This is a genomic window from Enterococcus rivorum (genome assembly GCF_001742285.1).
Taxonomy (GTDB): Bacteria; Bacillota; Bacilli; order Lactobacillales; family Enterococcaceae; genus Enterococcus_L; species Enterococcus_L rivorum.
The window spans coordinates 1-14,382 of the sequence record NZ_MIEK01000022.1 but is presented as its reverse complement, the minus strand read 5'-3'; the positions used below and the strand labels follow the sequence as shown (position 1 = coordinate 14,382).

The following is a 14,382-nucleotide window of genomic DNA, read 5'->3' as shown; positions in this document are numbered from 1 at the left end:
ATTTTATCCACATCAACAGCTGTCTTTTTAATTATGAATACTTTTTTATTTTTCTAATGATTCTATCAATTAATATAAATATATATTATACTTAATTTAATTTTATATTTTGTTCTTTTTATCTAATAATAATAGCTAAACATGTCTGAAATTTAATATCTGAAGATGTAACTTGAATAGACTGAATAATTTTTTTATGACAACTCTCTATAATAATTTTTCAATTGGTCTGAATAGGAAACATCAGAAAGTAATTTCTCAGCTTTTCCATCCTTATCCTTTCGTATCTGCTCCCTACGTTCCCCTTGAAGCATTGAAATCTTTTCTTGCTCCTCTTCTATGAATTGATCGCCATAAACATCATTCAGCAATTCCTTATCCTCTTCTGTCATTTCAACATCTGAAACATCTGTATAAGGCATAGAAGGCATATTACTAAAGTGTTCTACAAAATCAAAACCTTTTTCAACTAAAGGAGAATAAAACTCTTGTGGAACACCAGCGCCAACGTCAATGTATCCTCTTCCTTTGACACCATATTTATTGATAAAGGATTTATTTTTCTGTTCATCACCAAAAGTCATGATATATCCTTGTTCAGACAAACGACCTAACGAAACTTTACACATTAAATTGTCTCGAATCGCTGAACGGATAACATCTGTTCCAGCTTTTTGAGTAGCCAAAATAAAAAACACGCCAGCTTGACGTGCTTTCAATACTAAGGGGCTAATGCTGCTATATAAATTTTCTTCTGTACAAGCATTTTCATCACGCCCATATTTATCTAACACTGATATAAACGCCGCCCATTCATCAACAATAAAGAACTCTGGCTTCATACCATAATAGCGATAGTTTTTTCCAATCGTATAGATTTTCTGTTTCTTCATATACAAAAAACGTTTATCCATTAGCTCTACCGCTTCTTGCATTTGTTCAAATATTTCCTTCTTATCACTTACTACTAATCCCTTAAAAGCTTTAAAGTTCCCTAAATCTGCCAAATCTGCCTTTTTAGGGTCAGCAATATGCACACGCCCCTCTATTCCAAGTGAAGCAATCAACGCATAAATAAAATATGTTTTCCCTCCACCAGTTCCTCCAGTAATCAACATGTGAGGTAATTCATCATATTCCCATACAACACCATTCATTAATTTTACTTTGCCGCTTTCAGCATTCATTTCAGAAAAATTTATTCTTTTACTTTGAACATCAATTAGATAGCAAGGTTGCTAGTTTGGCCTCAAATCCATCATAACGAAAAACAAGGTCAAATAATTGATCAATCGTACATATCGTCAAAGGTAAGGTCATTTGTTTCGTTCTCGTGTAGTATTCCTCAGTCTCATTAGAATTGCCTTCCATTGCTAAGTATTGTCCATACGTTTCAGAATGAAGTAAACCAATTTTTTGAGTAAAATTTTCAGTAAAGACCTCCTCTTTGAGACGTGTATAAATTGCATTGATCGCTGTCCTCAAAGGTAATGTAAAGAAACCTTTATTATTTCCTAACCAGAGTAACCCCGCTTCCGTTTTCCCTTCGCCCGTTTGCGCGACAACGACAACGTTTTCATTTTGATGCTCTAACATAAATAGTTGCAGTTCATTCCACTTCGCTTCTGTTCTTGTTTGCCATTTTTCCAATAGCTGATTCATATCTGCTAGTAAAAAATCATTAGGTTGTTCGACTACAATACCGCCACTAGCAGCATAATCGATTCGATTTAACAGCCCTTTTACCATTAAATAACTGTCTGCTTCTTCTTGATTGACTTCTCCATAGATACAATTTTCAAAAGTTACGTATTTTTTTGATAAAATTTTCACTTGAATTTCTTCTATAAAATCACAGGAAAAATTTTCTGCTTCGATTTTCATTTTTCCAACTTGTTCCTCCAAATCCTCTTCAGAAATAGTCGAAAAATTGCGTACATGATGAAACGCCACCGCGTGAGCAAGGACTCTTAATTCTACTTTACTGTATATTTTTTTCAGTGATTTCACTGGAATAAAAGCCGTACTTAATAAGCCATGAGGAATTTCCTTTGGATCTCTTTTTCCATTTGGAAGCAATTTATTTTGAAAGGCCAGATTCATCTTACCTAAATCATGATAACAACAGGCTAAATACAATAAATCCCAGTTCACACGGATACTGGGATAGATTTCTTTTAATAACTGAAAATTAGCCAATAAATCTTGTGTATGCTCTGCAATCGTTTGACCTGATGATTTCGCTAAATACTGATTCATTTTCTAACCTCCTATTTAAATCGCAAATACAACCGAGTTTTCTTCATCTACTAAAATTTTTTCTTCCTCAAAGACTGTAATAGAAGAAGCGTACATCACCTCTTTTTTATTCCAAGCACGTTTCATTTTAGGTGTTTTTTTATTGCCAATATTGACCAATGTATAGTCTTTTGTCAGTTGATATCTAGTGCCATAAAAAGAAATACCTTTTGAATCTCCATAAATTAATTTTTCTTCTTTAATTAATTCAAGAGGAATGTATGCTGCATAGTCTTTACTTAATTTTAAATCATCCTCAAATTCTTTTTCTTCTACAGAAACTATTTTTGATGAAAGAATAGTGACCAAATCTTCACGACGTCCTAGCGATGGATATTCTTTTGGTTGTTTGAATGCTGCAAAAATCTCTTCTAAGAGTGTTTGATCTTTAGGAATAATATGAAGTTCCAGTTCAACATCTGCTAGCAACTCTACAGTAGAAATCCCACGACTCACACCAAACCCTTCAACGTTTAACTGATGTCTTTTTTCATCATAGGTCATACCATTCTTAAACTCATAACGCGTGGCCAAATCATTGGCTTTGGAAAAATATTTTCCTTTTACACTAATATCCATCTCATGATACTCTGTGTAACCACACAAGGCATGCACCATGCCAATAACCGTTGAAAAAGGTGGTAGAGGATAAGTTTCTTTCAGTTGAAAACTCATAGGTTTCTTGTAATTAACCAAATCTTGCCAAAGTTTTATCTTAATTGCTTTCATAGTAATCAGTCACTTTCGACTTAATTTCTTTAAAGAAAGTTGGTATATTGGTTGCATGTAATTTTTCTTTGATCTCTGAATCATTGACAAATTGATTAGCTACCACACCACATAACGTTTGATCTTGAATGGATTCATATAGCACACCTTCGATTTTTTCAATGTCAATTTTATTTTTCTTCACATCAACGGCATTCTGGAAAACCGGATTTTTCACATCGTACACACCACCAATAATGAACAGCGGTTTCAAATCTTCACGACGACCACGGATATCTCTATATAGAAAGGCTAGTATATCCATCAGTTTATTTACACGACGAGCTTTTTCAGCATTATTTATTTCGATATCATATTCTTTATCAATTCCAATTTCATCTAAATCAATGGTTACAGTATAGCGATAATACGAGCGATGAATTTCTGCTTGAGCTAAATTCATGTGTTCACCTATTTTATCTGCTTGACCTTTGTTTGTTAAAAAATCTAAATCTCCTTTGAAGGTTTCTAAAGAAATAGCATTAGACAGACGAACTTTTGCTGATCTCTTATGTCCACCTGTTCCTTTTTCCGTTTTTAAGTATCCAAAAAAATCAATTTCAGGATACTCTGTAATCATAGCTGTCGGGGCAAACTGAATAACTTTCTTATCGCCACTTACTTCGGCAGAAACAGGCGCTGGTGTTTCTCCCAGTTGTTCAACAATGTTATAGCGAATTGCTTGGCGAGAAATATACGTATATTGGTCCCCGTTATCACGTGAGATTTTTTTCAATGACGCCACATTACCTAAAGCTTCGCCATAGTTAGCACTTTCTGCTTGAAAGATGATTGTTATTGCTAGTCCTTTATTTTCCATAGTTTATTCCCCCACGTTCTCTTCATTTTTTTCTGTTGTTGCTGATGTAGAGCCAATCATCCCTGAAACAAAACTATAGCCTAGCGTTTTGAATTCTTCATCCCCTTCAAAACTCTTTAGGAAGACTGCTGGCACTTCAATCGCTAAATACGAACAACAATTCAGTAACACATCCATAAATAAATCATGATTATTTGTTTTCAAAGCGTTTAACAAGCGATAACTAATTCCGTTTATTTTACGCTCATTACTTCTTTTTTTATACAACTCTTTAAATTGTTCTCCAAAATAACGGGCATAGCTTACTTGTTTCGTAGATATATTTTCCATTCTTCCAATCCCCCTTAAAAAATGTGTATTGATTACTAACATTTGGTCAATATGAAATGACTGATAATACAAGTCACTAACATTAGATAGCTTGTAAACCAAGGTTTTATGAATGAGTGTAAAAAGATTCTCATTATTAAACAAGCGCTGCATCACAAGCTTATACAAACTAAAGGATGTATTAACTTCCCGAAAACTAGTTTTTATCAAGAAATCCAATTGCTTTTTAGAATCGTTAAGTATCCTCAATGTTGTTTTTGACAATAAACTAAAACGATACGTTTCCTTTTCATAACGAACCACTTGGATTTCGGCTAACTCGTATTTCGTAGATTTATTCTGCTGTTCTTGAATTCCTTGTAATAACGCAACATAAGGACTGGTTTCATTGAGCGTTGATTCGCCAACTGGGTTTAGAACATTTCTTTGTAACAGCTGATTGGTATCTAATAACATTTTGGCCTCAGTATTAGCATTAATAAACATTCCTTCTTGATAAGCGTATGTAAAACCAGCCGGCAAGCAAGAATAAACCAATTTACACATTGGACAAACCGCTATGTCATTATTAAAATTCCAAACGTGGGAGGTTTTACGATTGGCATCGAAACCCGTTTGATTTAGAAAATTCAAATCATTTTTATAGTTTTTCATTGGTTGATTACAATTTGAACAATGATGTTTGTACTTCTCTTTTTCAGCTGTGTACTCGGTTAATTCACTTAAAAAATAGCTTTGATAATCAAGGTACATGTCTGGAATTTTCGTTTGTCGAAATAAAAAAGAAACCCCATCCCAACCGTTGCGAATAACTGTATAAATAACATTTTTTCCAGCTAAATATTTCCTCCCTAAATCACTGTTACAATAAGCAATAATCTTTTTTAATTGCGAAAATACAGCTTGAACTTCTAAGATAATTTCGCTCCGTTTTTCTTCAAACGTTTCTCTTTTCTTCAATGAACCTACTGTTTTTAACTCCTTTTCCCATATCTGTGGGTTAACCGTTGCATCAATTAAAGGGTACGCTGCTTTATAACTAGCGCTCTTAAGATAGTATTTAACTGTATCTTTAATATAAGTATTGAGGGTATCTAAATCTTTTTCATTGAATGTTTCAAAATTGGTCTCTTCAAAATAATCTATTCGTTCTTGGTAAGAAATAATTTTGTACCAAGACAAGGTTTTCTTATACGTATCAATAAAAAAATTGAAATATTTATTTTGAAAATCAACCAGTAATTCACTAGAAAATGTAATACTTTGATCCTTAATAAGGAAATTATCTCTTCCTAGAATATTAACAAGTCCCACTAAGCCAGCATTATACTGCCAATCGGTTAAATGTAACGTTATTTTTTCTCCCATTTACTCTCTCCCCCTCCCCTTTTTCAGGTCGCTTCAACCATGCCAAAGCCAAGCCCGGTCATTGACCCGAATCCATTGTCCAAAAAGTAATTCACTAGGTAAGGTTTGCCACTTAGACTTAGCCGCCCAATAGTGCAAGCCAAGTAACGATCGTAGCAGAGGACAACCGTTTTTTTCATTTTTATATTTTCAATTTGTAAATCAAGAATATCTTTTTCAACACAGTTACCGAAGATTGGCTTTAATTGATAAGTCAGATTCTTTTTAAGAACGCTTTCAAAACGAGTATCTTCAAATGTATAGAACCAATCCTTTTTTGTTTCTCGATTATGCTCTCGACAAATAATCGGACTCTTGATTGTTGCTATAACCTGTTCTTCATTACTTCTGACTTGTGGAACCAAACTTACCTTATAAATTTTCACTTGATTACTACCAGAAAACGGGATTTGTTGGCCTTTTAACGATAAGAAGGCATTATAAAAATTCACTGCTAATTCAGCGTTGCCTGTTGAAAAATTAATCACAAATTCTTTACTGTTAATTTGAATGTCTTCTTTTTTAAACACGGCATCTTTAAAATAAACTGAAAATGTATATTCTTTTAACTTATTCTCAGAATACAATTCTTCAAATAGCGAAGGATTTGTTTCAGATAACCCTTTTTTCATTAGCATAACAATTTTACGACGGTAATCTATCGTTATCTGCTCATTGGTAAGCTCACACTTTATCTTTAATTGCATGCGAAATGACCTCCTTTAACAAAAATTATAACATTTGAATAATCAAAAAGGTACATTATTTTTTAATACCCTTCATTTTTTAAACTTTTATGCTCAAAATTCAAAAAATGATTATAATCAGACTAAATAATCCAGACATAAAAAATACGTCTGGAATTTATTTATAAGTGATAGGATTTAATTTAGTCGTTTGATATTCTTTCATATAGACAATTTTTGAAGTCGGTCTTCTAATTTCTGAATAGCCAACATAACATTTTCATCATCTGTCTCTAGTCGCAGACTTCATTTATTGTATTTAATTTTTTTATAATTTTCATGAATATTATATAATCGTAAAAAAAGATAGCGTTATTGTCCCTAAAAAATACTCCTCTATTTAGACAAGTATAGTTTACAATTTTTAATTCAAATAAATAACTTCACTATATCACTTCCATTAGTTCGTAACCTTCCAGTGAAATTTTTAAAGGACTTTTGTTTGGTCAATTCTTCCATTCATTCCGCATAATTTTTTCATGAATATACTTTTGAATTCGGTCAACGTGATTGTATCTAATGTTATACTTACTTTTTTCATCTTTCACTTTTAAAATAATAAAAAAATGACTGATTTATAATATTTTTAAATTAATTAAATTTAAATATCCTTATTGAATTATTTCATTGCTCCTTCTTAAGAAATGATTTTTTAGTTCAGTATCCTCATAAGAGGGAATCTTAAGCTTACTTCACTCATGACATGTCTCCGATTAACCCAACATCAGATGTTGACGAATTGATGGGTGAACTTAGACTTACTAGTCAACATTTTACTATCCGACGCCGATCGTATAGCAAAGTGCTTTTTATTTTATTGCTCTATAGTAATTAAAAAATTCTCCCAAAACAAATATTTGCTATCTCTTGATTATTTCGATAAATTCTCAAGTAGTGGTCTGTTTCCCTTAATTCTGATACTTCTTTTAATTCAACAGAAAGCGTGTCAGTCTTTCCGTACTGCAAGAATATATTACTCAGAACTAGAAAATTTCTTTGTATTTCTGTGCAATAAAAAAAGCTAGCGTTTGTTAGCTACTGCCACCTTGATTAGTGAGTTCACGCTTGCTAGTCAAGGCTTTATCACTCGATTACCAGTCATGTGATAAAGTGCCTTTTTTATTTATATGTTACTTCTGATTTCATCATAGGATATTTTTTATTGAAGTTATTAAGCATCTCTTTTAATGTATTTGCTTCAATTGTAATAGTCTTTTCTATGTCTAACCAATGTTCGAATGTAATTTTCTCTGGCAATTCAACTAACCCCGTTATAGTATCCCAAAAAGCATCCCAGTTTTCTCCATAATAATCAGGGAAATCAAGATTTTGTTTTAATAAAATTTGTAACTTTTCTTTAGTTGATACTCCTTTTAAATCTATCGTAATATCTTTTTTTACTGAATCGCACATATTATTTTCACTCCTAATAATTTCTAATAACTACCAATAAAATGCATTGTTTTGTAATGGTCCGTTGTTATATAGAGCAATCCATCATTTGAGTAAAGTAATTTTGTTCCAGATTGCTTCGCTCGTGACATATCTCCTATTAAACCTACATCAGCTTCACGCCACACTCTTCCTAGAACTTCTGGCAAAAGTTTGGTAGTATTTTGATAAATATCTCCTCCTATTTGCCCACAAGGAACATAATTTTCTATTTTTGATGCGAGCATTCCAAGGACTACCGCTTGATACGCGGGGGCTACTGCTGTTGAAATAGCTAGTGACTTAGCTTGTGCAATCTCCCAATCAGTTAATTTTCTTCCAGTATAAGGATCAATCCCTGTTACAAGCATATTATTAAAACAACACTCATCATTTTAAGACAAGCGTTGTTCTAAGTAATTTTATTCAAATAGATAGCTTAAATATGTTACTTCTTCTGGTTCATAGTTTTCCAAAGGAATATCTAAAGGAACTTTTTTTAACTCTTCTCTATTGACCAAAATCAGTTTTTGTTCAGTTAAAACTTCTATTAGTTCTGTATATTTTTTTTCGAGTGCTGTATTTTGGAACTCTTCTAACTCTATTATATCCAGCGTTTCCCCCTCTTTAGGTGTTAGATACTGTGCTTTTTTAATGATGAAAAACGGACTTATTGCTGAGATTTGCAAACTAATAAACTCTATATATCCACGCTTGATTATTTCTTTCGTTGCTTCTTCTGAAAAAAAAGAATTTTTCAAATCAATGTCCTCATAAAAATAATATGAGAAACACCTTGCATATTCAAAACTCGTTCTAGGTTTAAAAATAATGCCTTCCATATTATTTAATAGATACGTATTCCACTCGTTACCCTTGACGTATTTTCTCAATACATATCCATAATCGCCTGATCGTAAACTTCTGTTCACAAAATTAATTGCTCTTTCATTACTATTCATCTCGTTATCTCCTTACTCCTCTTTTGGTGGTATTTTAGGACATCCATGGATGTTCCCTTTCCCATCAATATGAACCTTTATTTCAGTTGTGACACCATCACTACCAATTACTCTGCCTGTATCATATTCTTTAACGGTTCCTTCTCTATTCTCAGCCCACCTACCTTTTTCCCAAGCCTCTTGTGTTTCTCGAACACCATTTTCTCCATCTATCCATGTTGATTTGTCTTCTAAAGATTGTTCATTATTTCTATGTCCTTCCTGGTGTTTCCCTTGTTTCCCTGCATCTACAGGTGGAGCTCCTTCCACTCCTCCAGTTACTAAGCCTTGTTGAGGCAACTTTTCTTTTGAATCTTTTATTTCTTTAACTCGTTTATTTGCTTGCCAAACTGTCACATCATTGATTTTATCAAGTATATCTTTACCAATTCCTAAGTTTGCCAAGCCCTTGGCTAATCTGACCGATTTTTCCAATTAAATCGATTCCTTTACCTACTGGTACGATTAGTGGCGCTTCAAATTTCATTATTTTAAGTTTTTTTACTTTTACTCTCTCTTTTGGCAAGTAGTCTTTGTAGTCATCTAAGATATCATACAAGTCTGGTTTGCTTTTCCGAGAAATAATTTTCTCGCCTTTTTTGATGATAAATAACTTTTCACCATTTTCTAGCTCATAAACTTCTATGGTATAGCCATCCAGCTTTGAAATCTTTTGTTTTGCTTCTTTCGCTTTGGCTGTTTTGATTCTTTGTTCCCGTTTTTTCCAATTATCCGTAATTGGCTTCGCCCAACGCATATCCATTTTTGCGATATCAAATGTTCCTGAACTGGCGTTCCATGCACCACTATTAGCAATCGCGGATATGCCAGTGTTTAGTTGCGCTAAACAGGATTCATATTCCGAAAAAATACTAGCAGAAGAAGCATTGAACGCATGGAGTTTCTGAATTCGCTCTTCTAGCTTCTGCACCGCCATCATGGCATTTTCATAGCGTCTTTCTAAGCGTGGGTTCCACTTTTCCTCTTTCGAGATGAGGTCTTGAATTGCTAGATTCCTTAACCGGCTAATTTTCTTCCAGTATAAGGATCAATGCCTGTTGCAACCATTTTATTAAAACAACACTCATCATTTTAAGACAAGTGTTGTTCTAATTACTTTTATTCAAATAGATAGCTTAAATATGTTACTTCTTCTGGTTCATAGTTTTCCAAAGGAATGTCTAAAGGAACTTTCTTTAATTCTTCTCTGTTGACCAAAATCAGTTTTTGTTCAGTTAAAACTTCTATTAGTTCTGTATATTTTTTTTCTAACTTTTTATTTTTAAATTCTGTTAAATCGATTATATCTAGAGTTATACCTTCTTTAGGTTTTTGATATTGTGCTTTTCTAAGCGTAAAAAACGGACTTATTGCTGATATCTTTAACCCAATATATTCTATATAACCACGTTCCATAACTTCATTCTTTGCTTCTATTGTAAAAAAAGGGTTGGATAATTTAATGTCTTCCATAAACATATAAGAAAAGCATCTAGTATAATCAAAACTGCCTGACGGTTTAAACACTATTCCTTCCATATTTTTTAATAAATGTTCATCCCATTCATCGCTGTATACATATTTTCTTAAGACATATCCATAGTCCCCTTCTTTCAAACTTCTTTTTACAAAATTAATCGCTTGTTCATTTGCGTTCATTAAGTTTCCTCCTCGTATTTCTTTGGGTATTTTAGGATATCCATGGATGTTCCCTTTTCCGTCGATATGAACTACAATTTCAGTCGTTACTCCGTCACTACCAACTACTTCTCCTGAATCATATTCTTTCACAGTGCCCTCACGTCCATCAGCCCAATCTCCTTTTTGCCAAGCCTCTTGTGTTTCTCGAACACCATTTTCTCCATCTATCCATGTTGATTTGTCTTCTAAAGATTGTTCATTATTTCTATGTCCTTCCTGGTGTTTCCCTTGTTTCCCTGCATCTACAGGTGGAGCTCCTTCCACTCCTCCAGTTACTAAGCCTTGTTGAGGCAATTTTTCTTTTGAATCTTTTATTTCTTTAACTCGTCTATTTGCTTGCCAAACTGTCACATCATTGATTTTATCAAGTATATCTTTACCAATTCCTAAGTTGCCAAGCCCTTGGCTAATCTGACCGATTTTTCCAATTAAATCGATTCCTTTACCTGCTGGTACGATTAGTGGCGCTTCAAATTTCATTATTTTAAGTTTTTTTACTTTTGCTCTCTCTTTTGGCAAGTAGTCTTTGTAATCGTCTAAGATATCATACAAGTCTGGTTTGCTTTTCCGAGAAATAATTTTCTCGCCTTTTTTGATGATAAATAACTTTTCACCATTTCCTAGATCATAAACTTCTATGGTATAGCCATCCAGCTTTGAAATCTTTTGTTTTGCTTCTTTCGCTTTGGCTGTTTTGATTCTTTGTTCCCGCTTTTTCCAATTATCCGTAATTGGCTTCGCCCAACGCATATCCATTTTTGCGATATCAAATGTTCCTGAACTTGGGTTACACGTGCTACTATTGGTAATACAAAAAAACAGTATCCGTGGGTGTTGACTCACCAATACTGTTTCAATAACTTTACGCTTCATATCTGAATCACTGTGCATAAAAAGCACGTAACCCTTGGCAACTTGATTAGTGATAAAGCGCCTTTTTTATTTTCTTATTCGATAATCCAGTTCTGATAATGCTTCTTGAACATCTTCTTCTAGCCTAGATTTATCTTTGTATAACTCAATAATTGGTCTGTATTTTATATTTCCTGAATTTCCAAGCATACTTAATATATAGCTCAAACATTCATCATTAAATTCATTTAAATGTTTGATGATTGGAGTCAAATTAATTGATTTTTCAACAGACGGAGCTTTTGACCCTTCTAGCATTGCATCCAGTATTGATTCTTTAATATCATCATCATTTTGTAGTGTAGCTTGAACGGCTAAATCATCAATTATTTTTGTAGCTTGATCATCTGATTCGCCACCATAATCTAAAATATCTCTGATATAACCTATCGCTTCTAATTTATCATTCTTACTTTTTTCTGAATCTTTTAAGATACTTAACCAGTCCATTTAGATTCCTCCTTCTTCTATTTTTTTGGTGCTTGAATTGGAATATTAGTATTGTTTATAAGTTCCTCATTATAAAATTCACTATTAGGCCTTGAAATTCCAGGTGGTTGAAATTCTCCTGATATAGGATCTAAATATTTTTTACCTTGTTGTACCCTCACAACCCAATCATTTGCAGCATTACTTCCTGCTGGTGCTGATGCATCTGGTCCATGAACTCTGACAGTCATTTTTGCTCCCTCAGAAGTTTTCCATGTATATTCAAATCCTTCTGTTACTTTTCCTGGCTGAGGTGTTAATACTCGTTTATTGGCTTCTTTAGGAATTCTAGACAAAATATCGTCTATACTAGTACCTTGTAAATTACTAAAGTCCCCAATATTTCCTGAACCTAATCCACCAGCCCCACTAGCTTTCTTTGGGCTGAAATATACTTCTAAAATAATGTGTTAGAACATTGTTTTACCAACATTCTAACACAAATTTCTTAGCTTGCCGCTACTGTTTTTAGTACAGGGAGTTCATACACCACTTTTTTCTTCATCATGGCATAGATTACTCGAATTAATTTTCGCATAATGCAGATTAAGGCTTGTATTTTGGTTTTCCCCTCGGATATTTTTTTCTCAAAGTAAGCACGATAAACTGGATTTCTTGCTTCTCCTTTATTCGTGAGATAGATTTGCTGTATCGCTAGGAAATAAAGAGTAGAGTATAAATGTCTGTTTCCTTGGCTTTTATTTTGTACGTCTTTCCCTTTTCCTGCTGAACCAAAATGTAAAGGAGCGACCCCAGCATAATTCGCTAACTTGTGCGGACTGGTGAACCGATGAATATCTCCTACATGGGCTACCAATGCACAGGCTGTCACTGTATTTATCCCTGGTATTGTTTCTAATTGATAGCCTAATTCTGCATACATTTTCTTTTCTAATTGCTCAATGCTTTCAATTTCTCGTAAAATGAATCGAATTTGTTGAGCAATACTTTGTACAAGATAATCACGTTCTTGTTGGTAATCTAAATTTTTTAGTTGTTCTTGTGCCACCAAATCAAGGATTTTTCTTGCCCGATTCGTTGAACAAGTATTATGACTTGGCACTCTTAAAAATGCCCCTAGTTCATCCTCTGATACGTTCTCTAAATAGTTTGGTGAAGGATAACTTTCAAAAAATGCTAATGAAGTTTGACAATCTAACTCTGTAAAAAAGCCTTTGTAATTGGGATAAGCGGTTTGTATCTGTTCGTGAAATTGTTGCATTAATTTTGTACTTGCTTTTACCAGTGCATTTCTGCGATTGACTAAATGGCGCATTGTCCAATAATAATCTTGTGGGTTAGCGTCTGGTAAAAGATGAGAACGTCTCATCAATACAGAACTAATACATTGGGCATCCCATGTATCATTTTTCCTCGTACTGGCATAACTCATGCGCTCCATATAAGAAAGTGAGGGATTCACTTCTTTTACTGGATAGTCTCTATCCAAAAGAAAAATAGATAAATTCCGACCATAATGGGTCACGTCTTCCAATCCGAAAATTGGAATCAGTTCACCTTGTTGTTTTGTTACGTATTTTTCTAACTTGTGAAACCCTCGTAGATTATTTGTAATCTTTACTTCGCCTAGCTTTTCTTCTAGGTAATTCAATAATACTGCGGTATGGGTCTCTTTGTGTATGTCCATACCAACATACAAATACTTGGTTCTGTCCATTGTTTCTCCTATTCTATTCAATCAAATAGTGGCAATCTCAGTTTGAAGCCTCTGCTTACTCAATAGTACGAGTAACGGGCAAGAAAGCGTCAGCCTATCCATTTTCTTGAATTGGAGAATTTCTTAGATTATGATATACTCTAATTGTTGAGGTCAGAGTTTAGAATCTAAGAAATTCGTTTCTTATTTTTTAAAACTCTGCTTTTTTTGTTTGGTCTTGAATTTGTTTGACGAGGTCAATGCGATTAAGCATAGACACATGAGCAACTAGTTTTTGACTAAAGGAACGACTAAATAACGATTGTGGTACTAAGTGTTCAACGGATTGTAAATCACCTAGTGCATGGTTTTCTTCTAATAATTTAAATCCTTTGAGGATAGACAAGACACCACCTGTTTCTAACCAATTTTGTGTATCGTGTAATGTTGTGGTTTCATTTGTGGCTTTTAGTTTCAATGGTTCTACACTTCCGATAAATCGTTGCCATGAGCGGTATAGTTCTCCTGTTTCCGTGTGAAAAGTCAGATTGGCTTTTAAAAACCCAAATATCAAGCTACCTAAGCTCTTTTGGCTGAACGCTATCTGTTGACACATTTGTGTAGCGTATTCGTCTCTAAGCTGTATTTCTGTACGTTTCCAGCTTTTTAAATTGTCCATTGGTAACTTTTGTTTTAGCGCTTGTTCTTTGTCCTTATCGTAGAACCGAAAACGAACTCTGGATTTTCTAGCTCCAATATATAAAGTTTTCGCTCCATCATTTAGAGAGAACTTACTATCGTGGTAACTATGTGTTTCGCTAA

At 33.6% G+C, this 14,382-nt stretch carries 16 protein-coding genes; all 16 read right to left on the bottom strand.

Annotation, left to right across the window (positions count from 1 at the left end; genetic code table 11):
• Positions 1-194 precede the first annotated feature (194 nt).
• The gene (locus tag BCR26_RS08460) at positions 195-1,187 is read right to left on the bottom strand and encodes an FtsK/SpoIIIE domain-containing protein (RefSeq protein ID WP_069698549.1); all 993 of its coding nucleotides are present in this window, start codon (positions 1,185-1,187) and stop codon (positions 195-197) included.
• A gap of 31 nt (positions 1,188-1,218) precedes the next feature.
• Entirely contained in the window at positions 1,219-2,259 is a 1,041-nt protein-coding gene (locus BCR26_RS08455) for a CRISPR-associated endonuclease Cas3'' (protein ID WP_069698548.1), read from the bottom strand.
• Between the two features lie 15 nt (positions 2,260-2,274).
• A complete protein-coding gene (gene cas5b / locus BCR26_RS08450) occupies positions 2,275-3,027 on the bottom strand; it encodes a type I-B CRISPR-associated protein Cas5b (protein WP_084387079.1) in 753 nt (250 codons plus the stop codon).
• Positions 3,014-3,886, bottom strand: coding sequence for a type I-B CRISPR-associated protein Cas7/Cst2/DevR (cas7i, locus tag BCR26_RS08445; RefSeq protein WP_069698546.1), 873 nt, complete (start codon positions 3,884-3,886; stop codon positions 3,014-3,016). Before cas7i ends, cas5b begins: the two co-directional genes overlap by 14 nt.
• 3 nt (positions 3,887-3,889) lie before the next feature.
• Entirely contained in the window at positions 3,890-5,584 is a 1,695-nt protein-coding gene (gene cas8a1, locus BCR26_RS08440) for a type I-B CRISPR-associated protein Cas8b1/Cst1 (RefSeq protein ID WP_069698545.1), read from the bottom strand.
• Positions 5,585-5,607: 23 nt separating this feature from the next.
• A complete protein-coding gene (gene cas6 / locus BCR26_RS08435) occupies positions 5,608-6,330 on the bottom strand; it encodes a CRISPR-associated endoribonuclease Cas6 (RefSeq protein WP_069698544.1) in 723 nt (240 codons plus the stop codon).
• A 1,158-nt stretch (positions 6,331-7,488) separates the two neighbouring features.
• Positions 7,489-7,782, bottom strand: coding sequence for a barstar family protein (locus tag BCR26_RS08430; protein WP_069698543.1), 294 nt, complete (start codon positions 7,780-7,782; stop codon positions 7,489-7,491).
• 23 nt (positions 7,783-7,805) lie between these two features.
• A complete protein-coding gene (locus tag BCR26_RS18000; protein WP_084387078.1) occupies positions 7,806-8,171 on the bottom strand; it encodes a ribonuclease domain-containing protein in 366 nt (121 codons plus the stop codon).
• A gap of 51 nt (positions 8,172-8,222) precedes the next feature.
• Positions 8,223-8,762, bottom strand: a complete 540-nt coding sequence (locus BCR26_RS08420; RefSeq protein ID WP_069698542.1) for a hypothetical protein — start codon at positions 8,760-8,762, stop codon at positions 8,223-8,225.
• A gap of 12 nt (positions 8,763-8,774) precedes the next feature.
• Positions 8,775-9,206, bottom strand: a complete 432-nt coding sequence (locus tag BCR26_RS08415; RefSeq protein WP_069698541.1) for a hypothetical protein — start codon at positions 9,204-9,206, stop codon at positions 8,775-8,777.
• Entirely contained in the window at positions 9,184-9,738 is a 555-nt protein-coding gene (locus tag BCR26_RS08410; protein WP_069698540.1) for a hypothetical protein, read from the bottom strand. Before BCR26_RS08410 ends, BCR26_RS08415 begins: the two co-directional genes overlap by 23 nt.
• A gap of 182 nt (positions 9,739-9,920) precedes the next feature.
• Positions 9,921-11,345 carry a hypothetical protein gene (locus tag BCR26_RS08405; protein WP_211272294.1) on the bottom strand — a complete coding sequence of 475 codons (1,425 nt, stop codon included), beginning with the start codon at positions 11,343-11,345 and terminating at the stop codon, positions 9,921-9,923.
• 96 nt (positions 11,346-11,441) lie between these two features.
• Entirely contained in the window at positions 11,442-11,864 is a 423-nt protein-coding gene (locus tag BCR26_RS08400) for a hypothetical protein (protein ID WP_069698538.1), read from the bottom strand.
• A gap of 17 nt (positions 11,865-11,881) precedes the next feature.
• Positions 11,882-12,199, bottom strand: a complete 318-nt coding sequence (locus BCR26_RS08395; protein ID WP_069698537.1) for a polymorphic toxin type 30 domain-containing protein — start codon at positions 12,197-12,199, stop codon at positions 11,882-11,884.
• A 152-nt stretch (positions 12,200-12,351) separates the two neighbouring features.
• Positions 12,352-13,581 carry an IS110 family RNA-guided transposase gene (locus BCR26_RS08390; RefSeq protein WP_069698536.1) on the bottom strand — a complete coding sequence of 410 codons (1,230 nt, stop codon included), beginning with the start codon at positions 13,579-13,581 and terminating at the stop codon, positions 12,352-12,354.
• 190 nt (positions 13,582-13,771) lie between these two features.
• A partial coding sequence (locus tag BCR26_RS08385) for a replication initiation factor domain-containing protein (RefSeq protein WP_139124908.1) occupies positions 13,772-14,382 on the bottom strand: 611 nt, incomplete at its 5' end.

Excerpts from the sequence above, each read along its gene's own strand:
- BCR26_RS08460 (WP_069698549.1), bottom strand. The coding sequence starts at position 1,187 with ATGAATGCTGAAAGCGGCAAAGTAAAATTAATGAATGGTGTTGTATGG.
- BCR26_RS08455 (WP_069698548.1), bottom strand. The coding sequence starts at position 2,259 with ATGAATCAGTATTTAGCGAAATCATCAGGTCAAACGATTGCAGAGCAT.
- cas5b (WP_084387079.1), bottom strand. The coding sequence starts at position 3,027 with ATGAAAGCAATTAAGATAAAACTTTGGCAAGATTTGGTTAATTACAAG.
- cas7i (WP_069698546.1), bottom strand. The coding sequence starts at position 3,886 with ATGGAAAATAAAGGACTAGCAATAACAATCATCTTTCAAGCAGAAAGT.
- cas8a1 (WP_069698545.1), bottom strand. The coding sequence starts at position 5,584 with ATGGGAGAAAAAATAACGTTACATTTAACCGATTGGCAGTATAATGCT.
- cas6 (WP_069698544.1), bottom strand. The coding sequence starts at position 6,330 with ATGCAATTAAAGATAAAGTGTGAGCTTACCAATGAGCAGATAACGATA.
- BCR26_RS08430 (WP_069698543.1), bottom strand. The coding sequence starts at position 7,782 with ATGTGCGATTCAGTAAAAAAAGATATTACGATAGATTTAAAAGGAGTA.
- BCR26_RS18000 (WP_084387078.1), bottom strand. The coding sequence starts at position 8,171 with ATGCTTGTAACAGGGATTGATCCTTATACTGGAAGAAAATTAACTGAT.
- BCR26_RS08420 (WP_069698542.1), bottom strand. The coding sequence starts at position 8,762 with ATGAATAGTAATGAAAGAGCAATTAATTTTGTGAACAGAAGTTTACGA.
- BCR26_RS08410 (WP_069698540.1), bottom strand. The coding sequence starts at position 9,738 with ATGGCGGTGCAGAAGCTAGAAGAGCGAATTCAGAAACTCCATGCGTTC.
- BCR26_RS08400 (WP_069698538.1), bottom strand. The coding sequence starts at position 11,864 with ATGGACTGGTTAAGTATCTTAAAAGATTCAGAAAAAAGTAAGAATGAT.
- BCR26_RS08390 (WP_069698536.1), bottom strand. The coding sequence starts at position 13,581 with ATGGACAGAACCAAGTATTTGTATGTTGGTATGGACATACACAAAGAG.